The following is a 22488-nucleotide window of genomic DNA, read 5'->3' as shown; positions in this document are numbered from 1 at the left end:
CTCTCTCAGGCTTTCCTCCGGGCGCTTCCCTTCGGTCTTGCGTTTCCGACTCTATCAGATCTTTCCGACCCGATTTCCTCGGTGCTTTCCAGGTTTCCGCTTTCGCGTTTCCCTTTCCGGCGGTTCCGACTTTATCAGAGATTCTGAGTCGGAATTTCCGCCCTCCGGGGCCGGCTCCGAACCACGAAGTGGTCGGGTGCCCGTCCGAGCGGAGATGTAAACGTACTGGAGCGGGGCGCCCCGATGCAAATCGAGGCGCCCCGCTCCTGGTTGACGCTGTCGGAGACCCGACGGGCCGTCAGACCTCCACGACGACAGGGAGGATCATCGGCCGGCGTCGGTAGGTGTCCGACACCCACTTGCCGAGGGTCCTGCGCACCAGCTGCTGGAGCTGGTGCGGCTCGACGACCCCGTCCTGTGCCGAGCGTTCCAGTACCTCCGTGACCTTCGGGAGTACGGCGGCGAAGGCCGAGTCCTCGATGCCGGAGCCCCGGGCCTGGACGTGCGGGCCGCCGGTGATCTTGCCGGTGGAGGAGTCGATGACCACGAAGACCGAGATGATGCCCTCGTCGCCGAGGATCTTGCGGTCCTTGAGCGCCGGTTCGCCCACGTCGCCGACGGAGAGGCCGTCGACGTAGACGTAGCCCGCCTGGACCTTGCCGGCGATCTTCGCCTTGCCTTCGATCAGGTCGACGACGACGCCGTCCTCGGCGATGACGATGCGGTCGTGCGGGACGCCGGTCAGGGCGCCCAGCTCGGCGTTGGCGCGCAGGTGGCGCCACTCGCCGTGGACCGGCATCAGGTTTCTGGGCCGGCAGATGTTGTAGAAGTACAGCAGCTCGCCGGCCGAGGCGTGGCCCGAGACGTGGACCTTGGCGTTGCCCTTGTGCACGACGTGCGCGCCCCATCGGGTCAGGCCGTTGATCACGCGGTAGACCGCGTTCTCGTTGCCGGGGATGAGGGACGACGCCAGGATCACCGTGTCGCCGTCGACGATGCGGATCTGGTGGTCGCGGTTGGCCATGCGGGACAGGGCTGCCATCGGTTCGCCCTGGGAGCCCGTGCAGACCAGGACCACTTCGCTGTCCGGCAGGTCGTCGAGCGTCTTGACGTCCACGACCAGGCCCGGCGGGACCTTCAGGTAGCCGAGGTCCCGGGCGATACCCATGTTGCGGACCATCGAGCGGCCGACGAAGGCGACCCGGCGGCCGTACTCGTGCGCCGCGTCCAGGATCTGCTGGATGCGGTGCACGTGACTCGCGAAGCTCGCCACGATGATCCGCTTGCGGGCACCCGCGAAGACCTGGCGCAGGACGTTGGAGATGTCACGCTCGGGCGGGACGAAGCCCGGGACCTCGGCGTTCGTCGAGTCGGAGAGGAGAAGGTCGATGCCCTCCTCGCTCAGACGCGCGAAGGCGTGCAGGTCCGTGAGGCGGTTGTCCAGCGGGAGCTGGTCCATCTTGAAGTCGCCGGTGTGGACCACCATGCCCGCGGGGGTGCGGATCGCGACGGCCAGCGCGTCCGGGATGGAGTGGTTGACCGCGACGAACTCGCAGTCGAAGGGACCGACGCGCTCCCGGTGCCCCTCGGCCACCTCGAGGGTGTAGGGGCGGATCCGGTGCTCCTGGAGCTTGGCCTCGATGAGCGCGAGGGTCAGCTTGGAGCCGATCAGCGGGATGTCCGGCTTCTCCCGGAGGAGGAACGGGACGCCGCCGATGTGGTCCTCGTGACCGTGGGTGAGGACGATGCCCTCGATGTCGTCGAGGCGGTCCCGGATGGACGAGAAGTCCGGCAGGATCAGGTCGATTCCGGGCTGCTCCTCCTCGGGGAAGAGCACTCCGCAGTCGACGATCAGCAGACGGCCGCCGTACTCGAAGACCGTCATGTTGCGGCCGATCTCGCCGAGGCCGCCCAAGGGGGTGACCCGCAGGCCACCCTTGGGGAGCGCCGGGGGCCGGCCCAGTTCAGGATGCGGATGACTCAAAAGACTCTCCTCAACCACACGCGCCACGTACCGGTGGGCACGTGGCGCGCGTGACGTTCGTGCAGAAGCAATTGTCGTGGTGGGTGCGGGCACCGGTGGCCCGCGTATTCAGTTGTGAAGTCCGGTCGTGCGGTGGTGCAAAGTCTGTTGTCAGAGCTGTACCCCGCCGGCGGCAAGATCGATCTTGAGCTGCTCGGTTTCCTCGGGTGTGAGGCCGACCATCGGTGCGCGCAGCGGTCCGGCGGGCAGTCCCTGGAGGGCGAGCGCGGCCTTGGTGGTCATGACGCCCTGAGTACGGAACATGCCGGTGAAGACCGGGAGCAGCTTCTGGTGGATCTCCAGTGCCTTCTGTACGTCACCCGCGACGTGCGCGTCCACCATGGCGCGCAGTTCCGGGGTGACGACATGGCCGACGACGGAGACGAAACCGACCGCGCCCACGGAGAGCAGCGGCAGGTTCAGCATGTCGTCGCCGGAGTACCAGGCGAGGCCGGAGCGCGCGATGGCCCAGCTGGCGCGGCCGAGGTCGCCCTTGGCGTCCTTGTTCGCGACGATCCGCGGGTGCTCCGCGAGGCGGACCAGCGTCTCCGTGTTGATCGGGACGCCGCTGCGGCCGGGGATGTCGTAGAGCATGACCGGCAGGCCGGTGGCGTCGGCGATGGCCGTGAAGTGCAGGTACAGGCCGTCCTGCGGGGGCTTGTTGTAGTACGGCGTGACGAGCAGGATGCCGTGCGCGCCGGCGCGTTCGGCGGCGCGGGCCAGCTCGATGCTGTGCTGGGTGTTGTTGGTGCCGGCTCCGGCGATGACGTGTGCCCGGTCGCCGACGGCTTCCAGGACGGCTCGTACGAGGTCCGCTTTCTCCGCGTCGCTGGTGGTGGGGGACTCGCCGGTGGTGCCGTTGATGATCAGGCCGTCGTTGCCTGCGTCCACCAGATGGGCGGCGAGCCGCTGCGCGCCGTCGAGGTCGAGTGCGCCGTCCGCCTGGAGAGGCGTGACCATGGCGGTGAGGACCCGCCCGAAGGGGGTCTGCGGAGTGGAGGTCGGAGCCATGGGTTACACGCTACTCGTTGCTCAGGGCGGGGTCTGCCCTCGGGGGAGGCAGCAGGTCGGGAGGGAGGTGGAGCCCGGCACTGCCTGCTCGGGGGTTCAAGCAGTGCCGGGTCCCTTTGATCAGGCTAAGTGAACTTCTCAGAACGCCGCAATACGGACACTTCGGGTGGCTGATGCGTACATCTGTACCCGGCGGCCCGCCGGGCGCCCGGTCCGGGAGGGCGATCGGGGAGCTACGGGGCCACGCGACCGTTGGCGTTGAAGGCCGCGTGGGTGAGCGGCATCAGCCGGGCCCACTGCTCCTCCATCCTCTCGCCGACCATCTCGATCTCGCGCTGCGGGAAGGACGGGACCTTCGCCAGTTCGTGCTGGGTGCGCAGGCCGAGGAAGTGCATCAGCGAGCGGGCGTTGCAGGTCGCGTACATCGACGAGTAGAGGCCGACGGGGAGCACCGCCCGGGCCACCTCGCGGGCGACGCCGGCGGCGAGCATCTCCTGGTAGGTCCGGTAGGCCTCGCGGTAGGAATCCTCCATCGACCGGCTCACCAGGCCGTGCTGCTCGGCGGTGCCCTCGACGAAGACGTACTTGCCCGGGCGGCCCTGCTGGACCAGCTTGCGGGAGGTGTCCGGCACGTAGAAGACCGGCTGGAGCTCCCTGTAGCGGCCCGACTCCTCGTTGTACGACCAGCCGACGCGGTGCCGCATGAACTCGCGGAAGACGAAGATCGGGGCGCTGATGAAGAAGGTCATCGAGTTGTGCTCGAACGGGCTGCCGTGCCGGTCCCGCATGAGGTAGTTGATCAGGCCCTTGGAGCGCTCCGGGTCCTTCTTCAGCTCGTCGAGGGACTGTTCCCCGGCGGTCGAGACGCGGGCGGCGAACAGCACGTCCGAGTCGGTCGCGGCGCTCTTGACCAGCTCGACGGTGACGTCGCTGCGAAGGTCGATCTTGAAATCGTCGGCGGGGGTGTCGGTCACGGGTGCAGGGCCTTCCCATCTTGTCGCTTGGCGAGGGCAACTCTACGGCCCACCGAACGGGGCCATCGGTGGCGTGCCGCGATGAAGTCGGTGAAACAGGGCACCCGCGGGGGCGTTCGTTCGTCTGTATGAGTAACAGCGATGCATTCATTCCCCGAAGGGAGACGCAGCCTCCATGATCCGCCGGCGTGAACCCGTGCCGTTCGCCTTCGTCGCCGAAGCCGACAGGTTCCGCAGCAATGTCACACCCCCACCCCGGGAGCGGGCGTCCGTGGGCCAGCTGGCCGGGCGCTGGCTGCTCGGCCTCACCCTCGTCGCCGGGATCGTGGGCTCCCTGGTGATCGGGATGCCCGCCCTGTCGGCCGACCAGCCGTCCGGCCACAAGCAGCCGTCACAGGCCTCCGAGCGCCGTTAGACGCGTCGCGGGCCGATCCTCCTGACTCCATCCGGGCCCCGAAGGTGGTGACCGGTGACACAGGTCGGTAGCCTCACCGGGCACAGAACGTGCCATGGAACGAGTGAGGACCAGCCGTGCCCCTGCCCTTCCTGACGGCCGACCGCGCCTTCGACACCGACGACGACGTGGCGCTGCCCCACGACGACCGCGACCTGTGGCGCCGGCCCTACCGGCCGGGGCCTTGGCGGGTGGGGGCGGCGGCGCTGATGCTGTTGCTCGCCTCGTTCGTGCTGTTCGCGGGGGTCATCATCGCGGCCACGGCTCCGTTGTCCTCCGCCGGTGCGGTCTTCGCCATCGCGGTCGTCATGATCGTCTGCGCCCTGCGCCTGCTGCGCATGGGCGCCTGGGTGAGCGCGCGGGGCGTGCGTCAGGTGGGCTTCCTCAGCACGCGCACGGTGGCTTGGCAGCAGGTCTCCAGCGTGCGCACGGTGCAGCAGCCGGTGCGCTGGCTGGGGCTGCCGCGCACCGTGCAGGGACAGGCGCTGCTCCTCGTCCGGCAGGGTCGGTCCGGGGAGACCCTGCCGCCCCTGCTGACCACGCACAGCGCCGACTTCCTCGCCCGTGAGGAGTCCTTCGACCGGGCCGCCGACACGGTGGAGGCGTGGGCCGCGGAGTACCGGCAGGGCTGAGCGCCCGCGACACGCTCAGCACAGGGGCTGGGGCCCGGACCGCGGTGCGGTCCGGGCCCCAGCCCCTGTCGCCGGCATCCCGGGCGTTCAGGCCGTCTCGACCGGCTTGCCGTCGTGCAGGGCGATCGCCCGCTGCATCGCCTTGCGGGCGCGGGGGGTGTCGCGGGCGTCGTGGTAGGCGACGGCCAGGCGGAACCAGCTCCGCCAGTCGCCGGGGGCGTCCTCCGTCTCGGCCTTGCGCAGGGCGAAGACCGCGTCGGCGGAGTCCCGGTCGACCCGCCCGCTGGGGGTGCGCCTCAGTTCGTCGACGGGCAGTCCGCCCTCGGCGTCGAGTTCGGCGGCGAGGGCGTTGGCCCGACGGACGAACTGGGTGTTCTTCCAGAGGAACCACAGGCCGATCACCGGCAGGATCAGCACCGCGATCCCGAAGGTCACGGTGAGGACGGTGCCGGTGCCGATCAGCATCACGCCGCGGCTGCCGACCAGGGCGAAGTAGAAGACCAGGACGGCGGCCGTGAGGGCGTAGGAGATTTTCGCGCGCATGAGGGGCTGCAGCTCGGTCCGGGTCTCAGTTCAGGTCCAGGAAGTGTTCCAGGCCGAAGGTGAGGCCCGGAGTGGTCACCACCCGGCGGGCGCCCAGCAGGATGCCCGGCATGAAGCTGCTGTGGTGCAGGGAGTCGTGCCGGACGGTGAGGGTCTCGCCCTCGCCGCCGAGCAGGACCTCCTGGTGGGCCAGCAGCCCGCGCAGGCGGATCGCGTGCACCGGGACACCGTCGACGTCCGCGCCGCGGGCGCCGTCCAGGGCGGTGGCAGTGGCGTCGGGCGCCGGAGCGGAGCCTGCCTTCTGCCGGGCCTGGGCGATCAGCTGGGCCGTGCGGGTGGCGGTGCCGCTGGGGGCGTCCACCTTGTTCGGGTGGTGCAGCTCGACGACCTCGACGGACTCGAAGTACGGGGCGGCGATCTGCGCGAACCTCATGGTGAGCACGGCACCGATGGAGAAGTTGGGCGCGATGAGCACGCCGGTCCCCGGGGAGCCGTCGAGCCAGCCCGTCAGCTGGGCGAGGCGTTCGTCGGTCCAGCCGGTCGTACCGACGACGGCGTGGATGCCGTGGCGTACGCAGTAGTCGAGGTTGTCCATCACCGAGGCCGGGGTGGTCAGCTCGACGGCGACCTGGGTGCCGGACTCGGCCAGCGTGTCCAGGCTGTCGCCGCGGCCCAGGGCGGCCACCAGCTCCATGTCCTCGGCGGCCTCGACCGCCCGTACCGCCTCGGCGCCGATCCGGCCCTTGGCGCCGAGGACGGCCACGCGCAGCTTGCTCATGTTGTTCGCTTCCTTACCGGGAGGGTCGGGGCCGCCAGTGTCAGGCGACGACGTCGTGCAGCCGGGACGCCTGCTTGTCCTTCAGCGGGCCGATGACCGACAGGGAGGGCCGCCTGCCCAGGACGTCGCGGGCGACCGCGCGGACGTCGTCCGGCGTGACCGAGGCTATCCGGGTCAGCATGTCGTCGACCGACATCTGCTCGCCCCAGCACAGCTCGCTCTTGCCGATACGGTTCATCAGCGCGCCGGTGTCCTCCAGGCCGAGGACCGTGGAGCCCCGGAGCTGGCCGACGGCGCGGCCGATCTCGTCGTCGGTGAGGCCGTGCTCGGCGACGTGGTCCAGCTCGTCGCGGCAGATCTTCAGCACGTCGTGCACCTGGGAGGGCCTGCAGCCCGCGTAGACGCCGAAGAGGCCGCAGTCGGCGAAGCCCGAGGTGTACGAGTACACGCTGTAGGCCAGGCCGCGCTTCTCCCGTACCTCCTGGAAGAGGCGGGAGGACATGCCACCGCCGAGGGCGGTGTTGAGGACGCCCAGCGCCCAGCGGCGCTCGTCGGTGCGGGCCAGCCCCGGCATGCCGAGGACGACGTGGGCCTGCTCGGTCTTGCGGCCGATCAGCTCGACGCGCCCGGCGGTGCGCAGGGTGCGGCGGCCGTCGCGCGGGGCGACGGGGGCGGCCACCGGTTCGCGGAAGGCGCCGGCCTTCTCGAAGGCGGCGCGGACCTGTCGTACGACCTTGTCGTGGTCGACGTTGCCTGCCGCGGCGACCACCAGGTGGGTGGGGTCGTAGTGCTTCTTGTAGAAGCGGCGGATGCGGTCGGCGGTGAGGGCGTTGACCGTGTCCACGGTGCCGAGGACGGGGCGGCCCAGCGCGTTGTCGCCGAACATGGTGTGCGCGAACAGGTCGTGCACGCAGTCGCCCGGGTCGTCCTCGGTCATCGCGATCTCCTCGAGGATCGCGCCGCGCTCGACGTCGACGTCCTCCTCGCGGATGAGCGAGCCGGTCAGCATGTCGCAGACCACGTCGATGGCGAGCGGCAGGTCGGTGTCGAGCACACGGGCGTAGTAGCACGTGTACTCCTTCGCCGTGAACGCGTTCATCTCGCCGCCGACCGCGTCGAGGGCGGAGGAGATGTCCAGGGCGCTGCGCTTGCGCGTTCCCTTGAAGAGCAGGTGCTCCAGGTAGTGGGTGGCGCCGTTCAGGGCCGGGGTCTCGTCGCGGGAGCCGACGTGCGCCCAGATACCGAAGGTCGCCGAGCGGACCGAGGGGAGGGTCTCGGTGACGATGCGCAGGCCGCCCGGGAGGGTGGTCTTGCGGACCGTACCGATGCCGTGCTCGCCCTTGATCAGGGTTTGGGTACGGGCGACGGCCCGCGCCTCCGAGGAGGTGCGGGCCGTCGCCTTGGCGCTACGGGACGTCACTGGTCGGCGTCGTCCTTCTTGTCGTCGTCGCCTGCTTCGCCCTCGACCACGGGGATCAGGGAGAGCTTGCCGCGGGAGTCGATCTCGGCGATCTCGACCTGGACCTTGGCGCCCACGCCGAGCACGTCCTCGACGTTCTCCACGCGCTTGCCGCCGGCGAGCTTGCGGATCTGCGAGATGTGCAGCAGGCCGTCCTTGCCGGGCAGCAGGGACACGAACGCACCGAAGGTGGTCGTCTTGACGACCGTGCCCAGGTAGCGCTCGCCGACCTCGGGCATGGTCGGGTTGGCGATGCCGTTGATCGTGGCGCGGGCGGCCTCGGCCTGCGAGCCCTGGGCGGCACCGATGTAGATGGTGCCGTCGTCCTCGATCGTGATGTCGGCGCCCGTGTCCTCCTGGATCTGGTTGATCATCTTGCCCTTGGGGCCGATGACCTCACCGATCTTGTCCACGGGGATCTTGACCGTGATGATCCGCGGGGCGTTCGGGGACATCTCGTCCGGCGTGTCGATCGCTTCCATCATCACGTCGAGGATGTGGAGGCGGGCGTCACGGGCCTGCTTGAGGGCGGCGGCCAGGACGGAGGCGGGGATGCCGTCCAGCTTGGTGTCCAGCTGGAGGGCGGTCACGAACTCCTTGGTGCCGGCGACCTTGAAGTCCATGTCGCCGAAGGCGTCCTCCGCACCGAGGATGTCGGTGAGGGCGACGTAGTGCGTCTCGCCGTTGATCTCCTGGGAGATCAGGCCCATGGCGATACCGGCGACGGGGGCCTTCAGCGGCACACCGGCGTTCAGCAGCGACATGGTGGAGGCGCAGACCGAGCCCATGGACGTCGAGCCGTTGGAACCGAGGGCCTCGGACACCTGGCGGATCGCGTAGGGGAACTCCTCGCGCGTCGGCAGCACCGGCACGATGGCGCGCTCGGCGAGGGCGCCGTGGCCGATCTCGCGGCGCTTCGGAGAGCCGACGCGGCCGGTCTCGCCGACGGAGTACGGCGGGAAGTTGTAGTTGTGCATGTAGCGCTTGCGCGTCACCGGCGACAGCGTGTCCAGCTGCTGCTCCATGCGGAGCATGTTCAGCGTGGTGACGCCCAGGATCTGGGTCTCGCCACGCTCGAACAGGGCGGAGCCGTGGACGCGCGGGATGGCCTCGACCTCGGCGGCCAGGGTGCGGATGTCGGTGACACCGCGGCCGTCGATGCGCTTCTTCTCCTTGATGACGCGCTCACGGACCAGGGACTTGGTCAGCGAGCGGTACGCGGCGGAGATCTCCTTCTCGCGGCCCTCGAACTCCGGCAGGAGCTTCTCGGCGGCGAGCGCCTTGACGCGGTCCAGCTCGGCCTCGCGCTCCTGCTTGCCGGCGATGGTGAGCGCCTGCGTGAGCTCGGGCTTGACGGCACCGGTGAGCGCCTCGAGGACGTCGTCCTGGTAGTCCAGGAAGATCGGGAACTCGCCGGTCGGCTTGGCGGCCTTGGCGGCGAGGTCGGACTGCGCGCGGCAGAGCACCTTGATGAAGGGCTTCGCGGCGTCCAGACCGGCGGCGACGACCTCCTCGGTGGGCGCCTCGGCGCCGCCCTCGACGAGCTTGATGGTCTTCTCGGTGGCCTCGGCCTCGACCATCATGATCGCGACGTCGCCGTCCTCCAGGACACGGCCCGCGACGACCATGTCGAAGACGGCGTCCTCGAGCTCGGTGTGCGTCGGGAAGGCCACCCACTGGCCGCGGATCAGCGCGACGCGGACGCCGCCGACCGGGCCGGAGAAGGGCAGACCGGCCAGCTGCGTGGACGCGGAGGCGGCGTTGATCGCCACGACGTCGTACAGGTGGTCGGGGTTGAGCGCCATGATCGTCGCGACGACCTGGATCTCGTTGCGCAGGCCCTTCTTGAAGGACGGGCGCAGCGGGCGGTCGATCAGGCGGCAGGTGAGGACGGCGTCCTCGGAGGGCCGGCCCTCGCGGCGGAAGAAGCTGCCGGGGATCTTGCCGGCGGAGTACATCCGCTCCTCGACGTCCACCGTGAGGGGGAAGAAGTCGAGCTGGTCCTTGGGGTTCTTCGAGGCGCTGGTGGCCGACAGCACCATGGTGTCGTCGTCCAGGTAGGCGACGGCGGAGCCGGCGGCCTGGCGGGCCAGGCGGCCCGTCTCGAAGCGGATGGTGCGGGTACCGAAGGCGCCGTTGTCGATGACGGCCTCGGCGTAGTGGGTCTCGTTCTCCACTAGCGTTTTCTCCATTACGTGTCGTCTTTTGTCCCGCCTCGCCCGTGTGGCGGGGGGACGGGGGTGGAGAAGCGCTGCGTCCTGTGCGGGCCGGTCTTCGATCGAAGCACCCGGGGTTCTGCCCCCGGGGGCCACTACCGAGGACCGGCGGCGGCGAGGCGCGCTTCTCCTCGTGTCGTTCGTGTCCTGCGTCGTACTTGTCGTGCGTCGTGCTTGTCGTGCGTTCGTGCTTGTCGTGCGTTCGTTCTTGTAGTGCGTCGTGCGTCTTGTGTTCTGCTACCACACTACAAAGCGGTGGCGACACCGCGCACGTACAGCAAAGGGAGCGGCCCCCGAATGATGGGAACCGCCCCCTTCACGGCGTCTTACTTGGCGCCCGCCGCACCGCGGCGGATGCCGAGGCGCTCGACCAGCGCACGGAAGCGCTGGATGTCCTTCTTGGCCAGGTACTGCAGCAGCCGGCGGCGCTGACCGACCAGGATGAGCAGACCACGACGGGAGTGGTGGTCGTGCTTGTGGGCCTTGAGGTGCTCGGTCAGGTCGGAGATCCGACGGGACAGCAGAGCGACCTGGACCTCGGGGGAGCCGGTGTCGCCCTCCTTGGTACCGAACTCGGAGATGATCTGCTTCTTCACTGCGGCGTCGAGCGACACGCGTACTCCTCTGGGTCTGTGAGTGCCCACCGAGTGCCCCCGGTCTACTTCTCGGGGAATCTTCCGTGACTCGGAAGGCGGGGATCCGCTGGGCGCGACCTCCAGGGCTTCAAGGCTCCGGGGGCGCGTACACAAACGGCCGTCACCCAGCGTACCAGCCTGGGCGGAGGGGTCTGGACGCGGGCGTGGACGCGGGCGTGGGCGGGCGACCTGGGTACGGGCGGGGGGGCAGGCGGGGGCCATCCTATGGGGCGCCCGGCTCCGGTTCCGGCTCCGGTTCCGGGCGCCTTGCGCCCCTCGCGTGGCTTCGCTCACGTGACGCCCCGCCCGGCGGACTCGCCGGCATCGCCTACGGGAGGCCGCCTTCACTCCTGCCGGTCATCCGCACCGGCCACATCGGCAAACCGCTGATCAGGGAGAACCGCGGCAAGTAGGGTGACCGCACAGCTCGTTGGCACAGCAGGAAGGACCGAGCCGCGATGGCCGACGCCGAGGACAGGGAACTGCGGGCACGCAAGGAGCGGGAGAGGGACGAGCTCTACTCCCTCGACATCTCCGGCGTCGAATGGCACAGCGCACCCGGCACCGAGGAGCACGAGGAGCGGGTAGAGATCGCCTACCTTCCCGCGGGCGCCGTGGCCATGAGGTCGTCGCTCGACCCGGACACCGTGCTGCGGTACACGGAGGCGGAGTGGCGGGCTTTCGTGCTCGGGGCGCGGGACGGGGAGTTCGATCTGGAGCCGGCGACGCGGGACGGAGCCGCCGGTCCGGAATGAGGCGTCGGGGCGACCGGGACCGTCACGGTCCTGCCGCCGCGCTGCTTCCGATGCCCAGGACCAGGTAGGTCCACTGCTTCTCCTGCTCGCCGGACGGACCGTTCGCGGACTTGGCGCCGAAGAAGATCCGCCCGTCCTGGACGACCACGTCGTTCTCGTTCGTCAGCGTCAGCGGTTCGCCCTCGCTCGGCAGGTCGAAGTAGAAGTACGGCGTCTCCTTGTCCTTCCCGGGGTCCAGGGAGACGAGCGCGTTCGGCGAGATGTGGTCGTTGCTCAGGCGCAGGGCGAGGAGCCGGTCCCCACTCATCCGCAACGGCTGGAGCAGGGAGCCCGGACCCGAGTCGAACTTCTTCGTGGTGTTCCCGGTCGCCAGGTCGAAGCCGATGATCCAGTTGGAGACCTGCTTCTCCGACTGGTCCTTGCTGCGGATGAACACCTGCCCCGCTCCGACGGCGACGGTCGGGCAGTCGTCGATCACGAGGTAGTCGGTGTACGCACAGTCGGCGACGTACGCGCCGTTGCGGAGACTGACCGTGGCGCGGTTGCGTCCCTTGTCGTCGAGGGACAGCAGGTCGGTGATCTCGGTGTCGCCGCCGGCGACGGCGAGGACCGCCGGCTCGCTGGACGGCACGCTCAGGTCCCGGATGCCCTTCGCGGCCGAGTACGTCCACAGGGACCGGCCCGTGACCGGGTCCACCTTCCGCACCTTGTACGTGACGTGCTGCCAGGATTCGTCCGGCACGCTTTCGTCGGTGCTCCAGCACTGCTGGCGGACGAGCAGGGCGCGTCCGCCGGCCGCTCCCATGTCCTGGCAGGGGGCGGTGGCCTTCGTGGCCCACCGGTTCGTGCCCTTCTCCATGTCGTACCCGATGGTGCCGCCGCCCCAGGTCACCGCGACCGTGTCGTGCGTCAGCGTCACGCTCGGCCGGTCCTGGCTGCTGCGGCCCGTGGCCATACCCGGGCCGGGACCGGCCACGGAGTAGGGGAAGCGGTCCTCCCAGACCAGGCGTCCGTCGTCGAGGTCGACGAAGGCGACCTGGTTGCAGTACGCGTCCTCCTCCTGATCGTTCGCACGGAAGAGCACGGCGGTCCGGTGGTCGCCGGTCACATGGCGGGTGTAGCCGCAGATCGGGCCGTCCAGTCCGAGCCGCCACTCCTCCTCACCGGGCGCGACGTCGGTGCCGATCCGCATGCCGACGAGGGTCTTGTTGACGCCCTTGGCGAGGATGCGGTCCGTGGCCCACATCCCCGGCATCTCCACGTGCTCCCCGGGGACCATGTCGTCCACGGAGAAGCGGAAGGCCATCTCTCCCACGGTGCTCGCGGGTTGCTTCTCGACCGTCTCCCGGACGTCGAGGGGCCCCTGCGCGTCCGCGGCCCGTGCCTTGTCCGTCGACGCGGTGTCCCCGCCCTCGCTCCACAACAGCCAACCGCCGCAGGCCAGTCCCACGGCGACGACGACCGCGAGCAGGCCCGCCAGCGCCTTCCGGCCGCGTTTCGGCTCGCGGTTCTCCGCGCGCGGCGGGGGCTGGGTCATGGAGGGGGGCGGGCCGAAGCTCACGCGTGGGTCCTCTTCCTGTTCCTGGGAATTCCCGCGATGGGGTGACGGGAGGCGCTCCTACTATGCCGGTGCCTTGATCACGTGCGGGCACGCACGGGGTGCCCCGGCGTCGGTCCCCACCGCGCATGCCGGGCTTCTGTCCGACTTGTTCGTGGATGTCGCATGGCGCATGCACGGATTCGGAAACGAGGTACGGCACTTCGGGTCAGGCGGTGACGCACAGGGCGGATGCTGGGGTGAGGACGGGGCTGCCGGGGCGGGCCGTGTGGTGATTAGGCTGGGTCCCGGCGCGACGCCAGAACCCGTGACCCGGGCGTCGGCGTCGTACGGGGAGGGCCGACGATCGGACGACCTCGTTTCACTTCGGACAACGTCGGACGACACAAACGGTCGCCCCAGCACGGTATGAGGGTGCTCGACCACATCAGGAGGAACTGTGAGCAGCGATCGGGACGGGATGCGCGGGGGCTGGGCGACACCCGGCGATGACCAGCCCGACGCGGAGTCCGCGAACGAGACGACGGGCGAGTTCACCATCGACTACGCACCGCCCGCCTGGTACACGCAGAACGCGTCGAGCGATGCGGACCAGGGACAGGGAGCGGGCTCGGCCGGCGGTTCGGGCGCCGGGTCCTCGTCCGCCGCCGCTCCTTCCGGTCCTTCTGGTTCTTCCGGTTCTTCCGGTTCTTCCGGTTCTTCCGGTCCCTTCGCTCCGGCCGCGCCTCGTGGGCCGGTTCCGCCGTTGCCCGGGTTGACGCCGCCACCGCACGCGAACCCGTCCGGCGGTCCCTCCTCCCTTCCCGCTCCGACGCCTCCGTTCGCGCCGCCGCCCCCGGCACCCGCTCCGGGAGCCCCCTTCACGCCGCCCGCGCCGGCGCCTGCGCCGTTCACGCCGCCCCTGCCCTCTGCCGGCGGGCCGACCGGCGTGCCCAGGCTGCCCATCGGGAGCGGATTCGAGCCGCAGCAGCCGCAGGCACGGCCTGAGCCGGATGCGGGGCCCGAGCCGGATACGAGACCGGAACCACAGGTGCGGCCGGAGTCGGAGGAGGCGGCCGTCCCCGCTCCGGGCCCGGCGTCCCCCACGGCCGTGCCGACGTTCCCTGCCGGAGGGTTCCAGCTGCAAGCCCCCACTCCCCCGCCCGCGGACGAGCCGGAGACCGACAACGGCGATCTGGAGAGCGGCGCCACCATGCGCTTCTCCTCGGCAGCCCTGAAGCGGGAGATCGCCGAGCGCGCCGCTGCGGACGATGCCCGGCAGGACGAAGGGCGGGACGAGCGTTCCACGTCCGCGGTCGGTGAACCCGAGGTCACGGCCGGGCAGGACACCGTCGCTGAGGACTCCGGTGGAACCGAGCGCGACCACGACTCCGTGGTCACCGATGGTCCGGATCTCACCGACGGCCCGGGACTCGACAACAGTGCGACCCCCGTTGACGGTTCTGAGCCCGCCGAATCCGGCGAGCAGGGCCCCCCAGCCGACGGAGCCGGTGCGGCCGAGAGGCCGGGGAGCGTGGAGGACGTCGTCGGCTCCGAAACTCCCGGCGAGGCTGAGGACTTCGGGGAGCCCGAGGGGTCCGAGAGGTCCGAGGGATCCGAGGGATCCGACGAGGTTCCCGGTGCCGCGGACATCGGCGAGGGCGGGACCGGTCTCGCCGGTTCTGCTCAGGACGTCGAGGCCGAGCTGGCCGCTCCCGTGGCTGAGGTCGCCAAGCCCGAGCCCGAGCCCGAGCCCGAGCCCGAGGACAGGATGCCGGCCCAGGACGCGCCCGAGGACGCGGTGCCTCACCCTGAGGACGCCCGGCCCGAGGTGGAGGCCGTGGTCCCCGTTGCGCATCCGGCGGACGCCGTTCCGGCCGATGCCGCCGCCCCCGCGGACGACGGGCAGCAGGACGCCCCGCCTGCCGAGACGGCACCCGCGCCGCAGGTCGGAGTGCCGCCCCTGCCCCCGTCGTACCCTCCCGCTGCTCCCGCGCCTGCGCATCAGTGGCCCGCGCAGCCGCAGCCCGCCCCCGCCGCTCCGGAGCAGCCGAACGTGCCGGTCCAGCAGCCGGCGTTCCAGCCGCAGGCCCCGCAGCCGGCGCCCGCCGCGTGGAGTCCCGCGCCGGTGACGCCCGACCAGGCACCCGGACAGCCCGCGCCGCAGGCCGGCTACGGATTCCCGCAGCCCGGTGCGGCGGCTCCCCCGGCCCATCCTCCGGTGCAGCCCGGCGGTTACGGCTTCCCCCAGGCGCCCGCGCCGTACGGGCAGCAGCCCCAGCCCGGCGTACCGCCGCAGGGTCAGCCCCAGGCGGAAGCGCAGCCCCCGCAGGCCGCGCCGCACCCGGCACAGCAGGGCTTCGCCCCGCAGACTCCACCGGCCCAGCCGATGGCCCAGCCGAACCAGCCGAACCAGCCGAACCAGCCGCAGGGTCAAGTGCCCCAGGGACAGGCTCCGCAGGGTTCCCCGCTCCCGTTCGCTCAGCAGCCGCACCAAGCCACGCAGCCCTCGCAGGCCCCGCAGGCCCCGCAGGCCCCTGAAGCGGCGCACGCGCCCCAGACGTTTCACCACCCCGGTCACCCCGGTCAGCCCGCTCAGTCCGGCCACCCTGGCCAGCCCGGCCAGCCGGACCAGGCCCAGCAGGCCCAGCAGGCCCAGCACCCCCATGCTCCGGCGCCGCAGCCGCCCGTCGACCCCCGTCTCGGTGCCGCCTGGCCGCAGCCGATACAGCACGACCAGCGGCAGCCCACCAACCCCGGTGCCGCGCCGCTCGGTTACACCGCGGCCGTGGAGCTGTCGTCGGACCGGCTGCTCAACAACAAGCGGCAGAAGGCGAAGAGCAGCCGTCCGGCCTCCGGTGGTTCCCGCTTCAAGCTGGGCGGCAAGAAGGAGGAGGCCGAGCGGCAGCGCAAGCTGGAGCTGATCCGCACCCCGGTGCTGTCCTGCTACCGCATCGCCGTCATCAGCCTCAAGGGCGGTGTCGGCAAGACGACCACGACCACCGCCCTCGGTTCCACGCTCGCCACCGAGCGGCAGGACAAGATCCTCGCGATCGACGCCAACCCGGACGCCGGTACGCTCGGCCGTCGCGTGCGCCGCGAGACCGGCGCCACCATCCGCGACCTCGTCCAGGCGATCCCGTACCTCAACTCGTACATGGACATCCGGCGGTTCACCTCCCAGGCCTCGTCCGGGCTGGAGATCATCGCCAACGACGTCGACCCGGCCGTCTCCACGACCTTCAACGACGAGGACTACCGGCGCGCGATCGACGTACTCGGCAAGCAGTACCCGATCATCCTCACCGACTCGGGCACCGGCCTGCTGTACAGCGCCATGCGGGGGGTGCTCGACCTCGCCGACCAGCTGATCATCATCTCGACGCCGTCCGTGGACGGTGCGAGCAGTGCCAGTACGACGCTGGACTGGTTGTCCGCGCACGGGTACGCCGACCTGGTCTCCCGGTCCATCACCGTCATCTCGGGGGTCCGCGAGACCGGCAAGATGATCAAGGTCGACGACATCGTCGGGCACTTCCAGACGCGGTGCCGGGGCGTGGTCGTGGTGCCGTTCGACGAGCACCTGGCCGCGGGCGCCGAGGTCGACCTCGACATGATGCGGCCCAAGGTCCGGGAGGCGTACTTCAACCTCTCGGCGATGGTCGCCGAGGACTTCGTCCGCCACCAGCAGTCGCACGGCCTGTGGACGGCCAACGGCAACCCGCCGCCGGTCGCCGCACCGCCGATGCCGGGCCAGAACTACCCGGGCCAGCAGGTGCCGGGTCAGCCCATGCCCGGCCAGCCCGTACCCGGCCAGCAGCCCATGCCCGGCCAGCCCGGTGCGCCCGCAATGCCCGGCCAGCCGTCCCAGTACGCCGAGCCGGGGCAGCCGTATCCGCAGCAGCCCGGGCAGCCGTACCCCCAGCCGGGCGGGCCGTACGCCCAGCCGCCGGGTTACGGATACCCGCAGCCCGGTCGGCAGGAGGGGCAGGCACCTCCGCAGGCGCCTCCGCAGGCACCTCCGCAGGCGCCTCCGCAGGCGCCTCCGCAGCCGCCCCAGCAGTAGCCAACGCCACGGACGGCGAAGGGCGGCCGGTGCTCGTGGGCACCGGCCGCCCTTCGGCGTCTCGGGGAGGGGCTCGGCGCTACGACGCCGCCGCGATCAGGCCCCGGCAGCGCTCCACGTCCTCGGCCATCTGCTCCAGGAGCGCGTCCAGCGTCTCGAACTTCGCCTGACCGCGTACGAAGGCCAGGAAGTCGACGGCGACGTGCAGGCCGTACAGGTCGAGGCCCACGCGGTCGATGGCGTACGCCTCCACCGTGCGCTCGGTGCCCTCGAACTGCGGGTTGGTGCCGACGGAGATGGCGGCCGGCATCGCCTCGCCCTGCGCGTGCAGCCAGCCGGCGTAGACGCCGTCGGCCGGGATGGCGGTGTGCGGGAGCGTCTCCACGTTGGCCGTGGGAAAGCCGAGCTCGCGGCCGCGCTGGGCGCCCCGGACGACGACGCCCTCGACGCGGTGCGGTCGGCCGAGGATCTCCGCGGCGCCCGCGACGTCGCCCTCGGCGACGAGGCGACGGGTGAGGGTGGAGGAGAACGGCTCGCCGCCGCCCGCCTCACCGGTCACGTACAGGTCCACGACCTCGACCTCGAAGTCGTAGATCTTGCCCTGCTCGACCAGGAAGTCCACGTTCCCGGCCGCCTTGTGGCCGAAGCGGAAGTTGGGGCCCTCGACGACCGCCTTGGCGCGCAGCCGGTCGACCAGCACCTTCACCACGAAGTCGGCCGCGGACAGCTTCGAGAACTCCGTCGTGAACGGCAGGATCAGCACCGCGTCCACGCCCAGGTCCGCCATCAGTTCGGCGCGGCGGTGGTGCGGGGCGAGCAGCGGGGGGTGGCTGCCGGGGCGAACCACCTCGCTGGGGTGCGGGTCGAAGGTGACGACGACGGTGGGGACGCCCAGCTCGCGGGCGCGGTCCACGGCGTGCCGGATGATCAGCTGGTGCCCGCGGTGGACGCCGTCGTAGGAGCCGATGGTGACGACGCTGCGTCCCCAGTCATCGGGGATGTCCTCCAAGCCACGCCAGCGCTGCACTGTGTCTGCTCCTTGTCGCAAACTCGTCGGAGTCGATGCCTCTTACGCAGCTCTAAGAGTGCCATGCCGTCCGCTTCCCGCCCGCATCGGTATGCACGCTGTGATCGGGTGCACGCCCCGCGGAGCGGGCCCCGGTCAGGCGGGGACCCGGGCGCCCGCCAGATTCTCGAGCGTACGGCGCGCGCTGGGACCCACCAGCGCGGCCCAGTCCTGCGGCGCGTCGGCCAGCCAGCCGGTCACTCGGGCGGCGAATCCGGGGAGGTGGCGTGCCAGGTCGACCAGACCGCGGTCGAAACGGGTGGCGCCGTCCGGCGTGCGGACGAGGAGCAGGCCGGTGCGGTGGACGAGGACGCGCAGGTGCTCGCCGCCGCACCGGACGGCCGCGTGCAGCAGCGCGTCCAGGACGGCGGGGTCCTGTTCGCGGGCCAGGAGGTGTTCGCGCAGCTCGCGGCGGAGCGGCCCGCGGCCGGGCGGGCCGTCGGCGGCCAGGACACCGGCGAGCGCGGCCCTCACGGGCTCGGGGCCGTCGTCCAGCAGGGCGGTGACCAGGGGGCGGAGGACGGAACGGTCCGCGGGGTCGTGGTCCAGCCGCCGGTCGACGTACGCCGCCACGTGCCCGGCGGTCTCCGGGCGCTCCGCCACCGCGTCCCCCAGGAGGACGGCGACCCGTCGGGCGAGCGCCGGCGTGGTGGCGTCGGTGAGTCTGCGCAGGGCCTCCCCGGAGTCCGGGCCGCGCAGCCGGGCGCGGAAGGCCGCGAGGACGGGCTCCGGGTGGGCCGGCAGGGCGGCGGCCATGGCGCTCGGCGGGAGGTAGGGGTCGCCGGCCGCGAAGTGGTCGAGGGCCCTCGGGAGGTGGCGGTCGCGGCTCTCGGGGTCCTGGACGAGCAGGGCGAGCGCGCCGCCGTGCAGGGGATCGTCGGCCGGGCCGGCGAGCAGGACCAGGGCGGCGTGGCGCAGCAGGGTGCGGTCGGCGCCGGTCCGTGCGTGCGGGGCGGTGCGCAGGCCGTGGGTCACGGCCGCCGCCCGGCGCGCCGGCCGCTCGTCCCGGGCCCACCGCTCGACGGCCCGGCAGAGGGCGGACGGTTCGTCCTCGGCCAGGACGGCGAGCAGTTCGTCGGCCCGTCGGTGCGGGCTGTCGACGAGTGCTTCGGTGAGGCCGTCCAGACCGCGGTGGCGGTGGGTGTGCAGCAGCGCCTGCGCGGCGGTGGCGACGGTCGCGTGCGGGGTGGCGGGCAGGGGCCGTTCGTCGTCGAACCAGCGGAGGAGGAGCGGCTGCACGGTCGTGGGGTCCGCGGCCAGCAGTTCGGCGACGGTGTCGAGGTGGCGGGGGCCGGGCTCGTGCGGGGGGCCGTCGGCGAGGACGAGGCGGCGGAGCAGGTCCAGGCGCGTGGCCTGCGGGAGGCGCAGGGTGGTCCAGAAGGCGGGGCCGAACTCCTCCGGCGTCCGCCTTTCGCCGCCGCGTTCGGCGATGCCGTCGGCGAGCAGCCGCAGCACCTCCGTGTACGGCGTCGCGTCGGGCACCCGCGTCAGCACGTCGGCGACCAGCCGTGCGGCCCACCAGGAACGCGGGTCGGCGTCGAGCGCGGTGACCAACTCTTCCAGGGTCAGTGCCAGTTGGGGGACTCCGTGTTGTCGGCCGAGCAGCAGTACCGCCTCGGCGACGGGGCCGATGCGGTGGTGCGGCACGGGCAGGGCGTGGGGTTCGTGCGGGGTACCGCGGTGGTGGACGAGGGCGCGCAGGGCCTCGTCCAGGTCGAGGTGCGTGCCCTGGATCCAGTCGGCGAGTTCCTCGTGTGCGAAGCGGTACCCGGCGCCGGCGGGGACGAGGAGGCCCTCGGCCAGTACGGCGGCCGCCCAGCCGGTGCCGCCGCCGAGCCGGGCGGGCGCCTGCCCCCGCGGGAAGAGGACCTCGAAGGACTCGCGGTCCAGTTCCCCCCGCCCGGGGCCGAGACTGCGCCGGGCGGCCTCGTGCACCTGCCCGGAGACCTTCGCCGCGAGTCGGCGTACGGCGGTGCCGCGCAGGCCGTTCTCCGCCGCGAGGCGGGTCGCGACGCGCAGGCAGATCAGGTCCAGGTAGGCCGCGAAGACCCCGTCCCGGTCGACGCGGGCGGGAGGCGGGGGTCCGGGGAGGGCCTCGTACACCTCCGCGAGCAGGCGCAGCGTGAGGGGGTGCCGGTCGTCCGGGTCCGCGAGGGCTCCGTCCGGCAGGCGGTAGCGGGCGCGCGCCTCCCGGGCCTCGTCGTCGCGCAGGTCGCCGACGCGGACACAGGGCGGACGCCCCACGCCGACCGGTTCACCCGACGCCCGGACCGCCACGGCCCGGGTCCCGTCCGGGGCAGCCGACGCACCGGACGCACCGGATCCCCCGGACGCACCGGACGCACCGGATCCCCCGGACGCACCGGACGCCCCGGACGCCCCGGACGGCATCCGGTCCGCATCCGGCGGAGAACCGACGCCCTCGGACGAAGACCCGGCCGCCCCCGACACAGTCCCGGCCGACGACCCGCCCCCGGCGGCCCCGGACGAGAACCCGCCCCACACGATCCCGGACGACGGAACACGCCCCCCGAACGGACCGCACGCCCCGAAGGCGGAGGAGGGCGACCGCGCCCCGCCCGCCGGCCCGGACGACGGCTCCCCTACGACGACCGCGCGGGCGCCCGGACCGCCGGCGACCGCCTCCGCACCCGGCGCGTCACCGGCGATCCCCCCGACCCCCGGCGCCCCGGCGGCATCGCCTCCCCCCACCCGGCCGACGACCCCGGCGACACCCCCGACTGCCCGGACAACACCACCGGCACCACCGCCACCATCCGCACCGCTCGCACCACCCGCACCACCCGCACCACCCGCACCGAAGCCAGGCATCGGCACCCCCACCCCACGCCCCGCCCGCCACTCCCCCACCACCGCTGCCGAAGAAGATGCGCGCCTCACCGCCCCGTACAGCAGCTCCGCCGGGAACTCCGCGCCGGCCCGCTCCCAGTACTCGCCTCGGCAGGCCATGACGAGCCGTGTCCCCGTCTCCCGGAGCCAGGCCGCCGTGCCCTCGGTCCACTCGGGGAGGCGGTGGGCCAGGACGGCCGGCATCTCCTCGGGGCCGTCGAGAAGGAGCAGGAGCGGGCGCCCGGCGGCGCGGGCGAGACGGGCGAGGCGCTCCGGGGTGATGTCGCCGAGGCCCGCGGGACGTGCGGGGTCCGCCGCGGCCACGAGGCGCGCGGCCCGGCCAAGCGCCCTGCGCGCCGCGTCGGCCAGCGACCTGTCCTCGTCGCGCAGCTCGGCGCCCCGCAGCCACAGCGTGGGTGCCGGTTCGGTGCCCCGGGAGCGACGGACGGCGAGCGCCGCCAGTTCCGTCGTACGGCCGCTGCCGGGTGCGCCGACCAGCCCGAGCACACGGGCGGGGCTTCGGGTGAAGGCGGTCAGCGCCCTGGCCACGGCGGCCCGCTCGACCGGGGCCACGGCAGCGGCGCCACCACTGCCGTCGGCCTCGACGCCGGCCCGGAACCCGCCCGGGCCGGAACCTCCACCGCCGGGCACCCCCGGCGGACCGTCCCGCCCCACCGAGGTCGCGGTGAGCGCGAGGACGCCGGCCAGGTTCAGGTCGGCGCCGTAGGCCGGGACCGTCGCCGCGTTCTCGGCGAGGAGGGCGGCGAGGGGGCCGGGGGCGGGCGGCAGCGGCACGGCGAAGCCGACGTCGCTGTGTCCGGAACTCAGGGCGGTGCCGAGGACGCCGAGGACGGCGCCGGTCGTGAGGTCGAGGACGGGTCCGCCCGCCGCGCCGCCGCCGAGACGCAGCGCGTCCCTTCCCGAGATGCCGAGCGCCAGCTCCAGCGCGTCACGGAGGACGTGGAAGCGGTCGGTGGCCGCGTAGTGGACGTCGGTGGCCCCCAGGAGCCGGGCCTCGCGCCAGCCGCCGGCGGCGAGCCGCACGTACGTGCCCGCCTCGACGCGGCCCCGTGCGCTGATGGGCAGCGGCCGGACGCCGAGGCCCGCACCGCGCACGAGGGCGAGGCCGAGGGCGGGCAGCGGCGTCACGTCGGCGGCGGCCACCACACGGCGGCGACCACCGGCGGTGCTCAGCACGAGCCGGGGCAGACCGTCGACCGCTTCGTGGCTGGTGACCACCGTCCCGTGGTGGTCGGCGACGAACCCCGCGCCGCGGGGACGGCCGGCGAGGTCGTGGATCCGGATCAGGACGTCGTCGGGCGGGCAGTGCCCCGGGTCGGCTTCCGGGGCCCGCGCATCGTCGCGCGAGTCCTGGAGGTCGGCCCGGGACCGCCGTGCCGCCCTGTCGCTGCCCGCCTCCCGGGACCGGTTCCGCGACGCCATCGTCGAGCCTCCCCGCCGTACACCCGTGCCGTGTGCTCGACGGTAG

The 22488-nt window shown here is 72.2% G+C and carries 15 protein-coding genes and 1 pseudogene; 5 read left to right on the top strand and 11 right to left on the bottom strand.

Features of this window, described 5'->3' with window-relative positions:
• Nucleotides 1–298 precede the first annotated feature (298 nt).
• The 3 genes from ACGF5T_RS35500 to thyX all read right to left on the bottom strand — a co-directional run bounded on the left by ACGF5T_RS35500 (nt 299) and on the right by thyX (nt 4008).
• Nucleotides 299–1984, bottom strand: a complete 1686-nt coding sequence (locus ACGF5T_RS35500; protein ID WP_356612672.1) for a ribonuclease J — start codon at nt 1982–1984, stop codon at nt 299–301.
• A gap of 150 nt (nt 1985–2134) precedes the next feature.
• On the bottom strand, nt 2135–3034 hold the full coding sequence (gene dapA / locus ACGF5T_RS35495) for a 4-hydroxy-tetrahydrodipicolinate synthase (RefSeq protein ID WP_356612671.1): 900 nt from the start codon (nt 3032–3034) through the stop codon (nt 2135–2137).
• Between the two features lie 233 nt (nt 3035–3267).
• Nucleotides 3268–4008, bottom strand: coding sequence for an FAD-dependent thymidylate synthase (gene thyX, locus ACGF5T_RS35490; protein WP_356612669.1), 741 nt, complete (start codon nt 4006–4008; stop codon nt 3268–3270).
• Nucleotides 4009–4183: 175 nt separating this feature from the next.
• Between thyX and ACGF5T_RS35485 the strand changes: the two genes are divergently transcribed.
• Nucleotides 4184–4423: a hypothetical protein gene (locus ACGF5T_RS35485; RefSeq protein ID WP_366769431.1), complete on the top strand. Its 240-nt coding sequence runs from the start codon at nt 4184–4186 to the stop codon at nt 4421–4423.
• Nucleotides 4424–4539: 116 nt separating this feature from the next.
• Entirely contained in the window at nt 4540–5094 is a 555-nt protein-coding gene (locus tag ACGF5T_RS35480) for a hypothetical protein (protein ID WP_366769432.1), read from the top strand.
• An 87-nt stretch (nt 5095–5181) separates the two neighbouring features.
• Here the strand turns inward: ACGF5T_RS35480 and ACGF5T_RS35475 are convergent, their stop codons facing one another.
• The 5 genes from ACGF5T_RS35475 to rpsO form a co-directional block, all read right to left on the bottom strand.
• On the bottom strand, nt 5182–5637 hold the full coding sequence (locus ACGF5T_RS35475) for a hypothetical protein (protein ID WP_356612663.1): 456 nt from the start codon (nt 5635–5637) through the stop codon (nt 5182–5184).
• 25 nt (nt 5638–5662) lie between these two features.
• A complete protein-coding gene (gene dapB / locus ACGF5T_RS35470) occupies nt 5663–6415 on the bottom strand; it encodes a 4-hydroxy-tetrahydrodipicolinate reductase (RefSeq protein ID WP_356612662.1) in 753 nt (250 codons plus the stop codon).
• Between the two features lie 40 nt (nt 6416–6455).
• A complete protein-coding gene (locus ACGF5T_RS35465) occupies nt 6456–7835 on the bottom strand; it encodes a pitrilysin family protein (RefSeq protein ID WP_366769034.1) in 1380 nt (459 codons plus the stop codon).
• Nucleotides 7832–10051 (bottom strand): polyribonucleotide nucleotidyltransferase, encoded by a 2220-nt coding sequence (locus ACGF5T_RS35460; protein WP_356612676.1) that lies wholly within the window; start codon nt 10049–10051, stop codon nt 7832–7834. The genes ACGF5T_RS35465 and ACGF5T_RS35460 overlap by 4 nt, the downstream gene beginning before the upstream one ends.
• 365 nt (nt 10052–10416) lie before the next feature.
• A complete protein-coding gene (rpsO, locus tag ACGF5T_RS35455; protein ID WP_356297798.1) occupies nt 10417–10704 on the bottom strand; it encodes a 30S ribosomal protein S15 in 288 nt (95 codons plus the stop codon).
• Between the two features lie 479 nt (nt 10705–11183).
• Between rpsO and ACGF5T_RS35450 the strand changes: the two genes are divergently transcribed.
• On the top strand, nt 11184–11480 hold the full coding sequence (locus ACGF5T_RS35450; RefSeq protein ID WP_356612659.1) for a DUF397 domain-containing protein: 297 nt from the start codon (nt 11184–11186) through the stop codon (nt 11478–11480).
• A gap of 22 nt (nt 11481–11502) precedes the next feature.
• On the opposite strand, the gene ACGF5T_RS35445 is transcribed toward ACGF5T_RS35450, so the two are convergent.
• Entirely contained in the window at nt 11503–13041 is a 1539-nt protein-coding gene (locus tag ACGF5T_RS35445) for a PQQ-binding-like beta-propeller repeat protein (RefSeq protein ID WP_366769033.1), read from the bottom strand.
• A gap of 436 nt (nt 13042–13477) precedes the next feature.
• Between ACGF5T_RS35445 and ACGF5T_RS35440 the strand changes: the two are divergent.
• Both ACGF5T_RS35440 and ACGF5T_RS35435 read left to right on the top strand, forming a co-directional pair.
• Nucleotides 13478–13609, top strand: a pseudogene (locus ACGF5T_RS35440) (SCO5717 family growth-regulating ATPase); the annotation flags it as partial.
• Nucleotides 13610–14128: 519 nt separating this feature from the next.
• Entirely contained in the window at nt 14129–17083 is a 2955-nt protein-coding gene (locus ACGF5T_RS35435; RefSeq protein WP_392890311.1) for an AAA family ATPase, read from the top strand.
• A 79-nt stretch (nt 17084–17162) separates the two neighbouring features.
• Here ACGF5T_RS35435 and ACGF5T_RS35430 read toward each other — a convergent pair whose 3' ends face one another.
• Complete coding sequence (locus tag ACGF5T_RS35430; protein ID WP_366769031.1) at nt 17163–18110, bottom strand: bifunctional riboflavin kinase/FAD synthetase; 948 nt, start codon at nt 18108–18110, stop codon at nt 17163–17165.
• Nucleotides 18111–18245: 135 nt separating this feature from the next.
• Nucleotides 18246–22442, bottom strand: coding sequence for a hypothetical protein (locus tag ACGF5T_RS35425; protein ID WP_366769030.1), 4197 nt, complete (start codon nt 22440–22442; stop codon nt 18246–18248).
• Between the last annotated feature and the right edge of the window lie 46 nt (nt 22443–22488).

The sequence above is a fragment of the Streptomyces sp. NPDC047853 genome (assembly GCF_043204535.1).
In the GTDB taxonomy this organism is placed as follows: domain Bacteria; phylum Actinomycetota; class Actinomycetes; order Streptomycetales; family Streptomycetaceae; genus Streptomyces.
This window is presented reverse-complemented; position numbering and strand designations above follow the sequence as displayed.

Excerpts from the sequence above, each read along its gene's own strand:
- dapA (WP_356612671.1), bottom strand. The coding sequence starts at position 3,034 with ATGGCTCCGACCTCCACTCCGCAGACCCCCTTCGGGCGGGTCCTCACC.
- ACGF5T_RS35485 (WP_366769431.1), top strand. The coding sequence starts at position 4,184 with ATGATCCGCCGGCGTGAACCCGTGCCGTTCGCCTTCGTCGCCGAAGCC.
- ACGF5T_RS35475 (WP_356612663.1), bottom strand. The coding sequence starts at position 5,637 with ATGCGCGCGAAAATCTCCTACGCCCTCACGGCCGCCGTCCTGGTCTTC.
- dapB (WP_356612662.1), bottom strand. The coding sequence starts at position 6,415 with ATGAGCAAGCTGCGCGTGGCCGTCCTCGGCGCCAAGGGCCGGATCGGC.
- ACGF5T_RS35450 (WP_356612659.1), top strand. The coding sequence starts at position 11,184 with ATGGCCGACGCCGAGGACAGGGAACTGCGGGCACGCAAGGAGCGGGAG.
- ACGF5T_RS35425 (WP_366769030.1), bottom strand. The coding sequence starts at position 22,442 with ATGGCGTCGCGGAACCGGTCCCGGGAGGCGGGCAGCGACAGGGCGGCA.